The sequence below is a fragment of the Luteimonas lutimaris genome (assembly GCF_039537065.1).
Lineage (GTDB): Bacteria > Pseudomonadota > Gammaproteobacteria > Xanthomonadales > Xanthomonadaceae > Luteimonas > Luteimonas lutimaris.
Map to the genome: position 1 here is coordinate 1 of NZ_BAAAZU010000006.1, position 14,608 is coordinate 14,608.

Sequence of the window (14,608 nt, forward strand, 5' to 3'; positions counted from 1 at the left end):
AACGTCCAGAACTGAGGTTCGACGCCAAGCAGTACCGCGAAGCCCGGCTCACGCCGGGCTTCGTTTTTTCCGGGATGTGGCGATGTTCATGTTTTACATTAAGAATCGCCCGCAAGGCTTGTTCGAATCCGGCGGCGCACCTACACTCGCGGGCACCGAAGAGAGGGTGTCCGACATGCGCAGAACGGTTGTGTCCCTGGTATTGCTGCTGGCCGTGCCCGGCCTCGTGCAGGCAGCGGTGGAATGTCCCGGCACCACCGTGCCGCAGGCGACGCCGGTGCGTCCGACCGTCATTGCGCCGGTATCGAGCGACCTGGCCGCGGCCTCCTACCAGCTCGGCACTCAGGCCAGCGTGCTGACCCAGGCCTACGACGAATCACAGTCGGCCGACCAGGTGCTGCTGCGCCTGCGCATCGAGGGCTGTCAGGACGTCGCCAAGGCGATGCCGGCGCCGAGTGCGATCAATCCCAACGATCCGGCGGCCTACAAGCCGCAGACCGAATTCGACAACACGCCGTGGCGTTTCGACATGAGCCAGGGCGGCAAGCGCATGACCGCCGACGAGTTCAGCGCGTGGATGGAATCGCGCGGCGTGCGCGTGGCGAAGGGCAGCGCGCCGGCACCGGTCGCCGCCATCCCGGTGGCAGTCGACGGCACGGTCGTGCCACCGGCGGCGGTGCCCGCCGGCAGTGAGGTTGTTCCCGTGCAGGCGCCGCCTGCGGAAAGCGCCCAGTCCGAGCCGCAGCCGGCCGAAGGCGCCCAGCCCGAGCCGAAGCCGGCCGCCGAAGTCAGCGAGTCCGGCACTCCCTGAACCGGCTCGCGCCGGTTTCCCGGCGTAGATCCCCGTCCGGCCGGAGCGGCAGTGGCCGCTCCCACGGGTACTCAGCCCTTCAGCACGCCCAGTTCCCGCCCGATGCGGGTGAACGCGTCGATCGCGCGGTCCAGGTGTTCGCGCGTGTGCGCGGCGCTGAGCTGGGTCCGGATGCGTGCCTGGTCCCTGGGCACGACGGGGAAGAAGAAGCCGATCGCATAGATCCCTTCCTCCAGCAGGCGCTGCGCGAACTTCTGCGCCAGCGGCGCGTCGTACAGCATCACCGGGCAGATCGGATGCACGCCGGGCTTCACGTCGAAGCCGGCGACGGTCATCTTTTCGCGGAAGTAGGCCGTGTTGTCCGCGAGCCGTTCGCGCAGGTCGCCGGCGGCATCGAGCATCTCGAACGCCTTGATGCCCGCCGCGACCACGTGCGGCGGCAGCGAGTTGGAGAACAGGTACGGACGCGAGCGCTGGCGCAGCAGTTCGATCACTTCGCCCGACGCGGTCGTGAAGCCGCCCAGCGCGCCGCCCATCGCCTTGCCCAGCGTGCCGGTGATGATGTCGATGCGGTCCAGCACGCCCTTGACCTCGGCCGAACCGCGCCCGGTCGCGCCGAGGAAGCCGGTCGCGTGGCATTCGTCGATGTGCACCAGCGCGCCGTACTTCGCCGCCAGCGCGGTGATCTCGTCGAGCGGGGCGATGAAGCCGTCCATCGAGAACACGCCGTCGGTGGAGATCAGCTTGGTCCGCGCACCCGCGGCGTCGGCGGCGTGCAGCTGCTTCTCCAAGTCGGCCATGTCGCAGTTGGCATAGCGGAAGCGCCTGGCCTTGCACAGGCGCACGCCGTCGATGATCGAGGCATGGTTGAGTGCGTCGGAAATGATCGCGTCTTCCTCGCCCAGCAGCGGCTCGTAGAGGCCGCCGTTGGCGTCGAAGCAGGCAGCGTAGAGGATGGTGTCCTGCTTGCCGAAGAAGTCCGCGATCGTCTTCTCCAGCTGCTTGTGCAGGTCCTGGGTGCCGCAGATGAAGCGCACCGAGGCCATGCCGAAGCCGTGGGTATCGAGTGCCGCCTTGGCCGCCTCGATCATCGCCGGATGGTCGGCCAGGCCGAGGTAATTGTTGGCGCAGAAGTTCAGCACCGTGCGGCCGTCTTCCAGCGTGATCTCCGCCGCCTGCGGACTGGTGATGATGCGTTCGGCCTTGAACAGGCCGGCGTCGCGGATCTCGTCGAGGGTGTCGGCGTAGCGTTGGGTGAGGGTCATTTGGGTGATCGCATGGTTCAGGCGGGCCTGTCCATTCTAGCGCCGCCCCGTCGCCGGCCCGGTGCCGGGCCACCGCCCACGGAACAGGAATCCGAAGATGCGCACCGTTGCCGCCACGCTTGCTGCCATCGCGATCCTCGCCGCTTCGGCGTGCAGGCCGGAGGAAACTCCGGAGCCCCGGGCCGACGCATCGATCGCAGCGAAACCGGGCGTGGAGAAGGAGAAGACGAAGCCGGTTGAAAGCAAGGCCCTGTCAAAACCCGAGGTCCCGGCCGAGGACCAGCGCCAGGCCCTGCGTTTCGACATGACCAGCCAGGGCCAGGCGCAGACCGCCGAGAATTTCGATGCCTGGATGGTGCAGCAGGGCGTCAGCGTGGCGAAGGGAGCGCCACCTGCGGACGCGCCGCCCGACGGCGGCGCGAAATCCGGTGGATCTGCGGGGCAGGGTGCTTCTTCTTCCCGCGAATGACGGCGCGGTACCGCCGGCGCCTCAGTTCCAGCTGAGCACGACCTTGCCCGACTTGCCCGATTCCATCAGGTCGAAGCCCTTCTGGAAGTCGTCCGCCGGCAACTGGTGGCTGAGCACCTTGCCCAGCGGGAAGCCGTCGAGCACCAGCTGGGTCATCTTGTACCAGGTCTCGTACATGCGCCGGCCGTAGATGCCGTGCAGGGTCAGGCCCTTGAAGATGATCCGGTCCCAGTCCACGCCCGCGCCCTTGGGCAGCAGGCCGAGCAGGGCGACCTTGCCGCCGTTGTACATGCAGTCGAGCATGTCGTTGAACGCGCGCGGGTTGCCGCTCATCTCCAGGCCCACGTCGAAGCCTTCCATGTGCAGGTCGGCCATCACGTCCCTGACCGACTGGTTGGCGACGTTGACCACGCGCGTGGCGCCCATGTCGGCGGCAAGCTTGAGGCGGTAGTCGTTGACGTCGGTGACCACCACGTTGCGCGCGCCGACGTGCTTGCAGATGCCGGCGGCCATCACCCCGATCGGGCCGGCGCCGGTGATCAGCACGTCCTCGCCGACCACGTCGAACTCCAGCGCGCAGTGCGCGGCGTTGCCGTAAGGGTCGAAGAACGCGGCCAGCTCCGACGGGATCTGGTCGGGGATCGGCCACAGGTTGCTGGACGGCATCACGATGTACTCGGCAAACGCCCCGTCGCGGTTGACGCCGATGCCGACGGTGTTCGGGCACAGGTGCTGCTTGCCGGCGCGGCAGTTGCGGCAGTGGCCGCAGACGATGTGGCCTTCGGCCGAGACGCGCTGGCCGATCGCGTAGCCGCTCACGCCCGGGCCGATCTCGACGATGCGGCCGACGAACTCATGGCCCACGACCAGGCCCTGGCGGATGGTGCGCTGCGCCCACTCGTCCCACAGGTAGATGTGCAGGTCGGTGCCGCAGATGGCGGTCTTCTCGACCCGGATCAGGACCTCGTTCGGCCCCGGCTGCGGGACCGGGACTTCCTCCATCCACATGCCCTTGGCGGTTTCGCGCTTGACCAGCGCCTTCATGGTCGAGGGGATCTGCGGGCTGGCGGTGGACATGGACGGGCCTGGGTGCGGACGGGATGTGCGATTGTACCGTCCGGCCCGCCACCGGACCGCGCCCTGGCCATCGGCATTTGCCAACGTGGCGGGGTCTTGCCTATGGTCACAGGGTTTGCCCGCCACCATCCCGATCCGAGGAGTCCCCGTGTCCCTGCGCCTGTTGCCCGCGGCCCTGGCCGTCGCCCTGTTGTCCTCCGCCGCCAGTGCCGACGAGGGCATGTGGGAACCCCGCCAGATGCCGGAGCTTGCCGACCAGCTCAAGGCCCGCGGCCTGGAAATGGACCCGGCGTCGCTGTCCAACCTGGCCGGCAAGCCGCTCGATGCGGTGATCAGCCTCGGCGGCTGCACAGCCAGCTTCGTTTCCCCCAAGGGCCTGGTGATCACCAACCATCACTGCGTCTACGGTGCGGTCGCCTACAACTCCACGCCCGAGAACGACCTGCTGGCCAACGGGTTCGTCGCCGACGGCTTCGCCGCCGAGCTGCCGGCGCAGCCGAACGCCCGCGTCTACGTGACCCAGGCGATCACCGACGCCACCGACCGCATCGTCGATGGCCTCGATGGCATGGACGGCAAGGGCCGGTACGACGCGATCGAGGCGCGCAGCAAGGCGCTGGTTGCCGAGTGCGAGGCGCCGGGCGGGCTGCGCTGCAACGTCTACAACTTCAATGGCGGGCTGCAGTTCTCGCTGATCCGCCAGCTCGAGATCCAGGACGTGCGGCTGGTGTACGCGCCGGCCGCGTCGATCGGCAAGTACGGCGGCGACGAGGACAATTTCGAGTGGCCGCGCCACACCGGCGACTGGGGGTTCCTGCGTGCCTACGTGGACAAGGACGGCAAGCCGGCGCCGTATTCGAAGGACAACGTCCCCTACCAGCCCGAAAGCTGGCTCACCGTGTCGCAAACGCCGCTGGAGGCGGGCGACTACGTGATGGTCACCGGATACCCGGGCCGCACCAACCGCTATCGCCTGGCGTCCGAGGTCAGGGACACGATCGAGTGGGGCTATCCGGAGTCGGTCGCCTATTTCAAGGATTCACTGGCCACGATCGAGCGCACCACCCGCGGCGACAAGGCGGCGGCGCTGAAGTACGCATCGACCGTGGCCGGGATCAACAATGCGCTCAAGCTGTACCAGGGCCAGCTCGACGGCTTCGCGCAGATGGACGACCCGGTCGGCATGAAGCGCGCGCGCGAGGACGCGCTGAAGGCGTGGCTGGCCGGCCGCGGCGCGGAAGGCAAGGCGCAGGTCGAGGCGCTGGCCGAACTGGAGCGCGAGCTGGCCGCGACCGAAGCGACCCGCGAGCGCAACCGCTGGTTCCCGGGCGTGGCCTCCGGCGGCCTCGCCGGCACGGCGGTGCAGCTGTACCGCAACGCCATCGAGCAGGCCAAGCCCGATGCCGAGCGCGAGAGCGGCTATCAGGCGCGTGACGCCGCGCGCCTGCAGGGCAACATGAAGTCGATGGACAAGCATTACGACGCCGGGGTCGACAAGGCGCTGATGAAACTGCGCATCGAGCGCTACCTGGCGCAGGTGCCGGCCGGACAGCGGGTGCCGGAACTCGACCGCTGGCTCGGCATAGACGCCGGCGACAAGGCTGTGCCCGGCCTCGACGCGAAGCTCGACGCGCTCTACGCCGGCAGCAAGCTCGGCGACGAGACCGTGCGCCTGCAGCTGCTCGACGCCGACCGCGCCGCGATCGAAGCCTCCGACGACCCTGCGCTGCAGTTCGTGGTGCAGGTGATGCCGGCGCTGCTGCGGCTGGAGGACGAGGGCGAGGCGCGCAGTGGCCGTATCTCGGCGCTGCGCCCGAAGTTCATGCAGGCGATGATCGATTTCAACGCCTCGCAGGGAAAGCCGGTGTACCCGGACGCGAACTCGTCGCTGCGCATCACCTTCGGCACCGTGCGCGGCTACTCGCCGCGCGACGGCGAGCAGATGACGCCGTTCACCACGCTGGCCGGCATCGTCCAGAAGGACACCGGCGTCGAGCCGTTCGACGCGCCGAAGGCCGAGCTCGATGCGATCGCGGCCGGCCAGGGCGCGCAGTACCGGATGGCGTCGCTCGGCGACGTGCCGGTGAACTTCCTCAGCGACGTCGACACCACCGGCGGCAATTCCGGTTCGCCCACGCTCAACGCGAAGGGCGAGCTGGTCGGCCTGCTGTTCGACGGCAACTACGAGAGCCTGAGCGCCGACTGGATCTTCAACCCCGAACTGACCCGCTCGATCCACGTCGATACGCGCTACATGCGCTGGGCGATGGACGAGGTCGACCACGCCGAGCGCCTGCTCGAGGAAATGGGACTGCCGCATGACTGATCGCAAGGGAGCAACGACCATGGCACTGCGCAACGCGCTGCTGGTATCGATCGCCGGGCTGTCGCTCGGTGCACACGCCGACGAGGGGATGTGGATGCCCTCGCAACTGCCGGAAATCGCCGCGCAGCTCAAGGCCGCTGGCTTCAAGGGCGATCCGAAGGACCTGGCCGACCTGACGAAACCGCCGATGAGCGCGGTCGTCTCGCTCGGCGGCTGCACCGCGAGCTTCGTTTCGCCGCAGGGCCTGGTGGTCACCAACCACCACTGCGCGTACGGCGCGATCCAGCTCAACTCCACGCCCGACAACAACCTGATGGCGAACGGCTTCAACGCCGCCACGCGCGAACAGGAAGTCTCCGCCGGCCCCGCAGCGCGGGTGCTGGTGACCGAGTCCTTCGATCGCATCACCGACCGCATCCTCGAAGGCGCGCGCGGCAAGACCGGGCGCGACTACTACGACGCGGTCGATGCGGCGAGCAAGGCCGCCGTGGCCGAGTGCGAGCAGGACGCGGGCTACCGCTGCTCGGTCGCCAACATGTACTACGGCACCGATTTCTACCTGGTCAAGCAGCTGGAGCTGAAGGACATCCGCCTCGTCTACGCGCCGCCGGAGGCGATCGGCAACTACGGCGACGAGATCGACAATTTCATGTGGCCGCGCCACAGCGGCGACTTCGCGTTCTACCGCGCCTACGTCGGCAAGGACGGCAAGCCGGCGCCGTTCTCGGCCGACAACGTGCCCTACAAGCCCAGGGCCTTCCTCGAAGTGTCGACCGACCCGGTCGCCGAGGGCGATTTCGCGATGCTGGCCGGTTATCCGGGCCGCACCTACCGCCACCGCAGCGCGGCCGAGTTCGCCGACCAGGTGCAGGTGGCGCTGCCCGGGCGGATCGACCTGTACGGCGCGTTGATCGACACCGTCGAGGGCGCGGCGAAGGGCGACGCCGAGGCCGGGGTGCGCTACGCCTCGCAGCTGGCGGGCCTGAAGAACAACCTCAAGCGCGCGCAGGGCGAGCTCGACGGCCTGCGCCGCAGCGACGCGGTCGGGGTGAAGGCCAGGGACGAGGCGGCGATGCTGTCCTGGCTCGACGCGCAGCCCGACGCCGCCGGCAGCCGCGCCGACATCGACGCGGCGGGCGCGGTGATCGCGCAGTCGCACGCCACCCGCGAGCGCGACACGCTGTTCGCGACCATGCGTTCGCAGACCCAGCTGCTCAAGTCCGCGCTGCAGCTGCAGCGACTGGCCGCCGAACGCGGCAAGCCCGACGCGCAGCGCGAGCGCGGCTACCAGCAGCGCGACGAAGCGCTGATCGAAGCCTCGCTGAAGCAGGTGCAGCGCCGCTATTCGCCGGCGGTGGAGAAGGCCGTGCTGGGCGAACTGCTGTCGCGCTACTACAAGCTGCCGGCCGACCAGCGCATCGCCGAGGTAGACGCCGTGTTCGGTGGCGACATCGCGCAGGCGAAGGCGGCGCTCGACACGCTGTACACGGGCACGACACTGGGCGACGAGGCCGAGCGCCTGCGCCTGCTGGCCGCCGCGCCCGCGGACGTGTCCGCATCGACCGATCCGCTGATGCAGGCCGCGGCGAAACTGCTGCCGGCCGAGCTGCGCATCGAGGACGCGGACAAGACGCAGGAGGGCGAACTGCTGCGCCTGCGCCCGGCCTACATGCGCGCGCTGGTCGGCTACCGCGAGTCGCAGGGCCAGGCGGTGTATCCCGATGCCAACTCCACGCTGCGCGTGAGCTACGGCAAGGTGAGCTCGCTCGATCCGCGCGACGGCGTGCACTACACGCCGCTGACCACGGTCCAGGGCATCGTCGAGAAGCACACCGGCGAGGCGCCGTTCGACGCGCCGAAGCCGCTGCGCGACGCGATCGCCAAGGGCGACTTCGGCAGCACCGCCGACCCCGCGCTGGGCACGCAGACGGTCAACCTGATGACCAACCTCGACACCACCGGCGGCAACTCCGGCTCGCCGGTGATGGACGCCAACGGCCGCCTGATCGGGCTCAACTTCGACAGCAACTGGGAGGCGGTCAGCGCCAGCTGGATGTACGACCCGCGCTACAAGCGCGCGATCCACGTCGACGTGCGCTACCTGCGCTGGCTGCTGGCCAAGGTCTATCCCGCGCCGCAGCTGCTGCAGGAAATGCGGCTGCCGGCCGAATAGGCGCGCCCGCCGGGCCGCCGATCGATTCGAACGACATGATTTTGCAACGCAGGAAAACAACATGCGAATGACGATTCTGGCCGCGGCGACCGCCGCGGTGGCGACGCTGGCGGCGACCGCGCCGGGCACGGCCCGCGCGGGCGAGGGCATGTGGGTGCCGCAGCAGCTGCCGGAGATTTCCAGGACCCTGAAGAAGGCCGGGCTGAAGCTTGATCCCGACGACCTGGCCGACCTGACCGGCGACCCGATGGGCGCGGTCGTGTCGCTCGGCGGCTGCACCGCGAGCTTCGTCTCGCCCGAAGGCCTGGTGATCACGAACCACCACTGCGCCTACGGCGCGATCCAGCTCAACTCCACGCCCGACCGCAACCTGATGAGCGATGGCTTCAACGCCGCCAAGCGCGGCGACGAACTGTCCGCCGGCCCCAACGCGCGCATCTATGCGCTCGAGTCGATCGAGGACGTCACCGGCAAGGTCAACGCGGCGATCACCGCCGCGCCGGACGCACTCGGTCGCGCCAAGGCCCTGGACGACGTCGAGAAGCAGCTGGTCGCGGCCTGCGAAGCAGGCGGCGGCTACCGCTGCCAGCTCTACAGTTTCTCCGGCGGCAACACCTACCGCCTGTTCAAGAACCTGGAGATCAGCGACGTGCGCCTGGTCTACGCGCCGCCGGGCAGCGTCGGCGCCTTCGGCGGCGACATCGACAACTGGATGTGGCCGCGCCACACCGGCGATTTCTCTTTCTACCGCGCCTACGTCGGCAAGGACGGCAAGCCGGCCGCCTATGCCGAGGACAACGTGCCCTACAAGCCGAAGCACTGGCTGAAGTTTGCCGACAAGCCGCTGGGCGCGGGCGACTTCGTCATGGTCGCCGGCTATCCTGGCCGCACCGCCCGCTACGCCTTGGCCGACGAGTTCGACAACGCCGCCGGCTGGAGCTATCCCGCCATCGCGAAGCACTACCGCGAGCTGGCGGCGCTGGTCGATGCGGCGGGCATCAAGGACCCGGACATCGCGGTCAAGTACGCCAGCACCGTGCGCGGCTGGGAAAACACGATGAAGAACTACACCGGCCAGGTGGAGGGCTTCGAGCGCATCCATGCCGCGCAGCGCAAGCGCGAGGAAGAAGCGGCCGTGCTCGACTGGCTGCGCAAGCAGGGCAGCAAGGGCCAGCCCGCGCTGGAGGCGCACGACAAACTCGTCGCGCTGGCCGCCGACGCGCGTGCCACGCGCGAACGCGACCTGGTGGTCTCGCGCTTCAACGACACCGGCGTGATCGATGCCGCGATCACGCTCTACCGCCGCGCGATCGAGCACGAAAAACCGGACGCCGGGCGCGAGGCCGGCTACCAGGACCGCGACGACGCCCGCATCGAAGGCGGGATGAAGCAGATGGAGCGCCGCTACGTGCCGGAGATGGACCGGCAGCTGCAGCGCTACTGGCTGGAGCAGTACATCGCGCTGCCCGAGGGGCAGCGGATGGAGGCCGTCGACGCCTGGCTGGGCGGCGATGACGAGAGCCACGTCGAACGCGCCATCCAGTCGCTGGCGAAGACCAGGCTCGGCGACACCGACGAACGCCTGCGCTGGATGCAGGCCTCGCCGAAGGACTTCGAGGCGAGCAAGGATCCGGCGATCCAGTACGCGGTGGCGATGATGCCATCGCTGCTCGAGCGCGAAGCCGAGCGCAAGGCGCAGGCCGGCGACGCGCTGCTCGCGCGCCCGGTGTACCTGCAGGCCGTGGCCGACTACCGCAAGAGCAAGGGCGAGGCGGTGTACCCGGATGCCAACAGCTCGCTGCGCATCACCTTCGGCCACGTGCAGCCGTACACCAAGCTCAATGGCGCGAAGCAGCTGCCGTTCACCACGCTCGAACAGGTTGCGGCCAAGACCACCGGCAGGGAACCGTTCGATTCGCCGCAGGTGCTGGTCGACGCGATCAAGGCCAAGCGCTACGGCGGCCTCGCCGACAAGCGCCTGGGCACGGTGCCGGTGAACTTCCTCTCCGACCTGGACATCACCGGCGGCAACTCCGGCTCGCCGGTGATGGACGCGCGCGGGCGACTGGTGGGCCTGGCGTTCGACATGAACTGGGAGGCGGTGGTGTCGAACTGGGTGTTCGACCCGGACATGACGCGGATGATCGCGGTCGACGGCCGCTACGTGCGCTGGATCATGCAGGAGGTCTACCCGGCGCCGCAGGTGCTGGCGGAACTCGGGCTGGCGCCGGCCGCGAAGAAGTAGGCGGCGTCGTCATCGCGAAGCGAAAAGCGGCGGCCCTCCGGTCGCCGCTTTTTTATGCGCTGCCGCCCAGCGCCAGCCGCTGCCTTGGCGAGGGCAGCTTGAACCCGCAGGCGATCCACTTGTCGAACATGGCCTGGCTGTTCAAACAAACGGGGCCAGTTCTTTTCGTGCGTATACGCATGGGAGTTTCCCGTGGTTGGTGTAGAAGGCGCGAGCCGGGCGTGCCCCGTCGCTCCCGCACCGGTAACGCACCACCCGCGCTTGGCTTGCCCGGTCACGATGCGATGCGAACTTCCGGCCAGTCACGGCGATGCCGGCACGCCGTGCGCCAGTGCGTGCGCGAGTGCCTGCAGCGACGCCGTGATCTCCTCTGCATCGATCGTGCCGTAGCCGAATGCCAGCGCCGGAACGCGCTCCAGCGATGCGAAACATCCGATGTCCACCGCGCCGGGTGCGTGCCGCTGCACCAGTGCGGCTACGCGCGGCGCCCTGTCCGCATCGCGGATGCGCGCCGCCAGGTGCAGGCCGGCCTCGGAGGGAATCGGCTCGAACCACGCCGTCATCGCCTCGAGTCCGTCGAGCAGCGTCAGGCGCCGCGTGGCGTACACCGGGTGCATGCGCCGCACGTGGCGCGCGAGGTGGCCGTCATGGATGAAGGCGGCCAGCGTTGCCTGCGCGACCATGTCGCCGTGCGGATCGGCCACCTGCTTGACGTCGAGCAGCCCGTCGCGCGCCCACGCCGGCGCGACCACGAAGCCCTTGCGGATCGACGGAAACAGGCTCTTGGAGAACGTGCCGACGTAGAACACGCGGCCTTCGCCGTCGAGCGTCTGCAGGGCGTCCAGCGGGCGGCCGCCGAAGCGGAACTCGCCGTCATAGTCGTCCTCGACTACCACCGCGCCGCACCGGTCGGCGAATTCCAGCAGCGCGCGGCGGCGTGGCATCGACATCGCCGCGCCGGTGGGTGACTGGTGCGAGGGGGTGACGCAGACGATCCCCACGTCGCCGGGCAGCAGGTCCACGCGCAGGCCTTCGTCGTCGACCGGCACCGGGACCAGCTGCGCCCCGGCGGCGATGAAGGCCGCGCGCGTGGGCGGATAGCCGGGATCTTCCACCGCCACGCGCGTGCGTCCGGGCGTGACCAGCAACTGCGCCAGCAGGTGGTGCGCCTGCTGCGCGCCGGAGGTCACCAGCACGTCGCCCGCACCACAGGCCACCGCGCGCGAGAACGCGGCGTGCCCGGCGATCGCCTCGCGCAGTGCCGGCAGGCCGTCGGCGGGTGGATAGCGGAACGGCGACCGCGCGAACTCGCGCAATGCCCGCGCCGACAGCCGCCGCCAGGCATCGTGCGGGAAGCCGCGGCTCTCCGGCATGCCGAGGCGGAAGCTGCGCGTCGGCAGCGCGCGCGGTTGTTCGCGCGCCAGCGCCGGCTGCAGCCAGCGCCGCGGGATCTTCCCGGGCACGGCCGCGCCGCGCGTCGCATGCGCCAGCCGCCGGGTCGCGACGTCGGCGACCACCGCGCGCGCCGCTGTACGAGGCAGCACGTAGCCCTCGGCGACCAGCAGGTCGAACGCGGTGACCACGGTGTTGCGGGCGACGCCAAGCGCGGCGGCGACCCGTCGCGTGGAGGGAAGCACCGTGCCGGCAGCCAGGCGGCCATCGAGGATCGCCGCCCGCAGCTGCTGGTGCAGGGCACCGGCGAGCGTGCCGGTGGCGCGACGGGAGAGGTCGAGATCGAACGGGAAAACTGGCTCCATTTCATCTCCATGAACTGGCTCAATCGGTGGGCCAGATTCGAGAGAGCATAGCGCCACCCCAGCAGCCGCCGTCACCGGCAAAGAGGCCCCCATGTCCCATCCCATCTGCGAAACCTGCGGCACCCAGTTCGAGGCTGCCGACCCTCCCCCGGAGCGCTGCCCGATCTGCGAGGACGAGCGCCAGTACGTCGGCTGGCAGGGCCAGCGCTGGACCGACATGGCCGCGCTGCGCGCCGGCAAGCGGCTGCGCATCGAAGAGGACGCAGGGCTGCTCGGCATCGGCGTGGTCGACTTCGCGATCCCGCAGCGCGCGCTGCTGCTGGCCACCGACGCCGGCAACCTGCTCTGGGAATGCGTGCCCCTGGTCACCGACGCGGCCGTGGAGGCGCTGCGCGCCCGCGGCGGCGTGGACGCGATCGCGATCTCGCACCCGCACTTCTACTCGTCGATGGTCGAGTGGAGCGAGGCGCTGGGTGGCGTGCCGATCCTGCTGCACGCGGCCGACCGCGGCTGGGTGCAACGTGCCTCGTCGCGGATCGAATTCTGGGAAGGCGACATCAACCGCCTGTCCGACGACGTGACCCTGGTGCGCACCGGCGGCCACTTCGACGGCAGTACCGCGCTGCACTGGCGCAGCGGGCCGCACGGCGGCGGCGCGCTGTTCCCGGGCGATGCGCCGCTGGTGGCGATGGACCGTCGCCACGTGAGCTTCATCTACAGCTTCCCCAACCACGTGCCGATGCGCAGCAGCGACGTGCGCGCGATGCAGGCGCGGCTGCACGGCTTCGAGTTCGAGGACGTGTACGGCTTCACCTGGGGCCGCAACATCCGCGGCGGCGGCCGAGCCGTGGTCGATGCCTCGTTCGCGCGCCATCTGGCGCGGGTGGCGTCGTGACATCCCTTTCGCCTCGCCCGTGGAGATCCCCGTGATGCAAACCATGACGACGCGCGGCCGTCCGCGCACCAGCGTTCCCGACATCGATGCGCTGCCCTGGGTGCCGGCCGGCACGCCCGGGAAGTGGTCGCGGCCGCTGCGCTTCCTGCCCGGCGACCGCGGTTTCGTCGAGCTGCTGCGCATGGAGCCCGGCGTGCTGATGCCACCGCACCGCCACACCGGCGACGTGCATGCGTGGAACCTGTCCGGCTCGCGCCAGCTCGACACCGGCGAAGTGATCGGTCCCGGTGGCTACACCTACGAACCACCGGGCAACGTCGACTGGTGGCGGGCGGTCGGCGACGAACCACTGGTGGCGCTGGTGGTGGTGATGGGCACGGTGGAATTCATCGGCACGCACCAGACGGTGATCGCGCGCGTCGACGCCCGCTCGCAGCGCGAGGCGCTGCGCGCCTGGTGCAGTGCGCAGGGCATCGCCGTGCCCGACCCCGACCGCTGATGGACCTGCGCAGGATATGGTTGTCGGCGCTGCTGCTGTCCGCGCTGTCGCTGCCCAGCCCCGCTGCGGAAGACACCGGGCAGACGCTGGCCCGCAGCGCCGCCGCGCCGCTGCAGGGCAGGACGATCCCGCCGCTGGTGTTGACCACCATCGACGGCGATGCCCTGGATCTCGGCGCGGTGCGCGGACGCAAGGCGCTGTACCTGGAATTCTGGGCGACCTGGTGCACGCCGTGTCGCGAACAGATGCCGCACCTCAAGGCGGTACAGCGCAGTGCCGGCCACGACCTGCAGGTGGTCGCGGTCAACATCGGCTTCGATGACACGCCCGCTCAGGTTGCCGCGTACCGTGCCGAGCACGGACTGCGGATGCCGGTGGTGCGCGATGGCGACGGTCGCCTCGGTGCGCTGTTCGGGCTGCGGGTGACGCCGCAGCACGTGGTCGTCGGCAAGGACGGGCGGATCCTGCACGTCGGTCATCGCGCCGATTCGAAGTTGGACGACGCGCTCGCGAGCGCGCGCAGCCAGCCGGCCGTGCCGGCCGGTGGCAGCGTCGGCAAGGTGATCGGGACCGGCGACGACCGGCTGCGCGCGGGCGATCGCGCGCCGGCGCGGCGGCTGCGCACGCTGGAGGGCTTCGAGGTCGCGCTCGCCGACCCGACGCACCGACGCGACACCGTGCTGGTGTTCCTGTCGCCGTGGTGCGAAAGCTATTTCGCCGTCACGCGCCCGGCGTCGGCCCGGCGCTGTCGCCGGGTGCGCGAGCTGATGGTCGGCCACGGACGCGAACGCCGCGTCCGCTGGCTGGGTATCGCTTCCGGGCTGTGGGCAACGCAGGACGATCTGCGCGACTACCGCAATGCATGGCGCGTCCCGGTGCCGCTGACGTTGGACGCGGACGGTTCGCTGTTCCGCCGTTTCGGCGTGCGCAGCCTGCCGGCAGTGGTGGTCCTGGGTGCGGACGGGCGCGTCGCGCGGCGGATGGAAGGCGAGACGCTGGATGGCGGCGCGCTTGAAGCGCTGCCGACCTTGGAACAGCGCGCCGCGCGCTGAACGGCCCTTGCGTTCCATGCATCCCGGCAGGCCAGGGGA

The 14,608-nt window shown here is 69.7% G+C and carries 10 protein-coding genes and 1 pseudogene; 8 read left to right on the forward strand and 3 right to left on the reverse strand.

Annotated elements, in window-relative coordinates; all coding sequences use genetic code 11:
* Positions 1–175: 175 nt before the first annotated feature.
* A pseudogene (locus ABD679_RS06470) lies at positions 176–634 on the forward strand (hypothetical protein); the annotation flags it as partial.
* Between the two features lie 248 nt (positions 635–882).
* Here the strand turns inward: ABD679_RS06470 and kbl are convergent.
* Positions 883–2,076 carry a glycine C-acetyltransferase gene (gene kbl / locus ABD679_RS06475; RefSeq protein ID WP_344759152.1) on the reverse strand — a complete coding sequence of 398 codons (1,194 nt, stop codon included), beginning with the start codon at positions 2,074–2,076 and terminating at the stop codon, positions 883–885.
* 97 nt (positions 2,077–2,173) lie between these two features.
* Here kbl and ABD679_RS06480 point away from each other — a divergent pair, with 97 nt between their 5' ends.
* Positions 2,174–2,545: a hypothetical protein gene (locus tag ABD679_RS06480; RefSeq protein ID WP_344759153.1), complete on the forward strand. Its 372-nt coding sequence runs from the start codon at positions 2,174–2,176 to the stop codon at positions 2,543–2,545.
* Between the two features lie 21 nt (positions 2,546–2,566).
* On the opposite strand, the gene tdh is transcribed toward ABD679_RS06480, so the two are convergent.
* A complete protein-coding gene (gene tdh / locus ABD679_RS06485) occupies positions 2,567–3,601 on the reverse strand; it encodes an L-threonine 3-dehydrogenase (protein ID WP_344759544.1) in 1,035 nt (344 codons plus the stop codon).
* A 169-nt stretch (positions 3,602–3,770) separates the two neighbouring features.
* On the opposite strand from tdh, the gene ABD679_RS06490 reads away from it, so the two are divergent.
* From ABD679_RS06490 to ABD679_RS06500, 3 genes are all read left to right on the forward strand, one after another.
* Positions 3,771–5,948: a S46 family peptidase gene (locus ABD679_RS06490; protein WP_344759154.1), complete on the forward strand. Its 2,178-nt coding sequence runs from the start codon at positions 3,771–3,773 to the stop codon at positions 5,946–5,948.
* A 19-nt stretch (positions 5,949–5,967) separates the two neighbouring features.
* Positions 5,968–8,121, forward strand: coding sequence for a S46 family peptidase (locus tag ABD679_RS06495; RefSeq protein WP_344759545.1), 2,154 nt, complete (start codon positions 5,968–5,970; stop codon positions 8,119–8,121).
* Positions 8,122–8,182: 61 nt separating this feature from the next.
* Positions 8,183–10,366: a S46 family peptidase gene (locus tag ABD679_RS06500; protein ID WP_344759155.1), complete on the forward strand. Its 2,184-nt coding sequence runs from the start codon at positions 8,183–8,185 to the stop codon at positions 10,364–10,366.
* Positions 10,367–10,668: 302 nt separating this feature from the next.
* Here ABD679_RS06500 and pdxR read toward each other — a convergent pair whose 3' ends face one another.
* The gene (pdxR, locus tag ABD679_RS06505; RefSeq protein ID WP_344759156.1) at positions 10,669–12,123 is read right to left on the reverse strand and encodes a MocR-like pyridoxine biosynthesis transcription factor PdxR; all 1,455 of its coding nucleotides are present in this window, start codon (positions 12,121–12,123) and stop codon (positions 10,669–10,671) included.
* A 91-nt stretch (positions 12,124–12,214) separates the two neighbouring features.
* On the opposite strand from pdxR, the gene ABD679_RS06510 reads away from it, so the two are divergent.
* From ABD679_RS06510 to ABD679_RS06520, 3 genes are read left to right on the forward strand one after another with little or no spacing between them, the layout of a single operon-like run.
* Complete coding sequence (locus ABD679_RS06510) at positions 12,215–13,018, forward strand: MBL fold metallo-hydrolase (protein ID WP_344759157.1); 804 nt, start codon at positions 12,215–12,217, stop codon at positions 13,016–13,018.
* Between the two features lie 34 nt (positions 13,019–13,052).
* On the forward strand, positions 13,053–13,517 hold the full coding sequence (locus tag ABD679_RS06515; protein ID WP_344759158.1) for a cupin domain-containing protein: 465 nt from the start codon (positions 13,053–13,055) through the stop codon (positions 13,515–13,517).
* A complete protein-coding gene (locus tag ABD679_RS06520; RefSeq protein ID WP_344759159.1) occupies positions 13,517–14,569 on the forward strand; it encodes a redoxin family protein in 1,053 nt (350 codons plus the stop codon). The genes ABD679_RS06515 and ABD679_RS06520 overlap by 1 nt, the downstream gene beginning before the upstream one ends.
* Positions 14,570–14,608: the final 39 nt, after the last annotated feature.

Excerpts from the sequence above, each read along its gene's own strand:
- ABD679_RS06510 (WP_344759157.1), top strand. The coding sequence starts at position 12,215 with ATGTCCCATCCCATCTGCGAAACCTGCGGCACCCAGTTCGAGGCTGCC.
- kbl (WP_344759152.1), bottom strand. The coding sequence starts at position 2,076 with ATGACCCTCACCCAACGCTACGCCGACACCCTCGACGAGATCCGCGAC.
- ABD679_RS06480 (WP_344759153.1), top strand. The coding sequence starts at position 2,174 with ATGCGCACCGTTGCCGCCACGCTTGCTGCCATCGCGATCCTCGCCGCT.
- pdxR (WP_344759156.1), bottom strand. The coding sequence starts at position 12,123 with ATGGAGCCAGTTTTCCCGTTCGATCTCGACCTCTCCCGTCGCGCCACC.
- ABD679_RS06500 (WP_344759155.1), top strand. The coding sequence starts at position 8,183 with ATGCGAATGACGATTCTGGCCGCGGCGACCGCCGCGGTGGCGACGCTG.
- ABD679_RS06520 (WP_344759159.1), top strand. The coding sequence starts at position 13,517 with ATGGACCTGCGCAGGATATGGTTGTCGGCGCTGCTGCTGTCCGCGCTG.
- ABD679_RS06515 (WP_344759158.1), top strand. The coding sequence starts at position 13,053 with ATGCAAACCATGACGACGCGCGGCCGTCCGCGCACCAGCGTTCCCGAC.
- ABD679_RS06495 (WP_344759545.1), top strand. The coding sequence starts at position 5,968 with ATGGCACTGCGCAACGCGCTGCTGGTATCGATCGCCGGGCTGTCGCTC.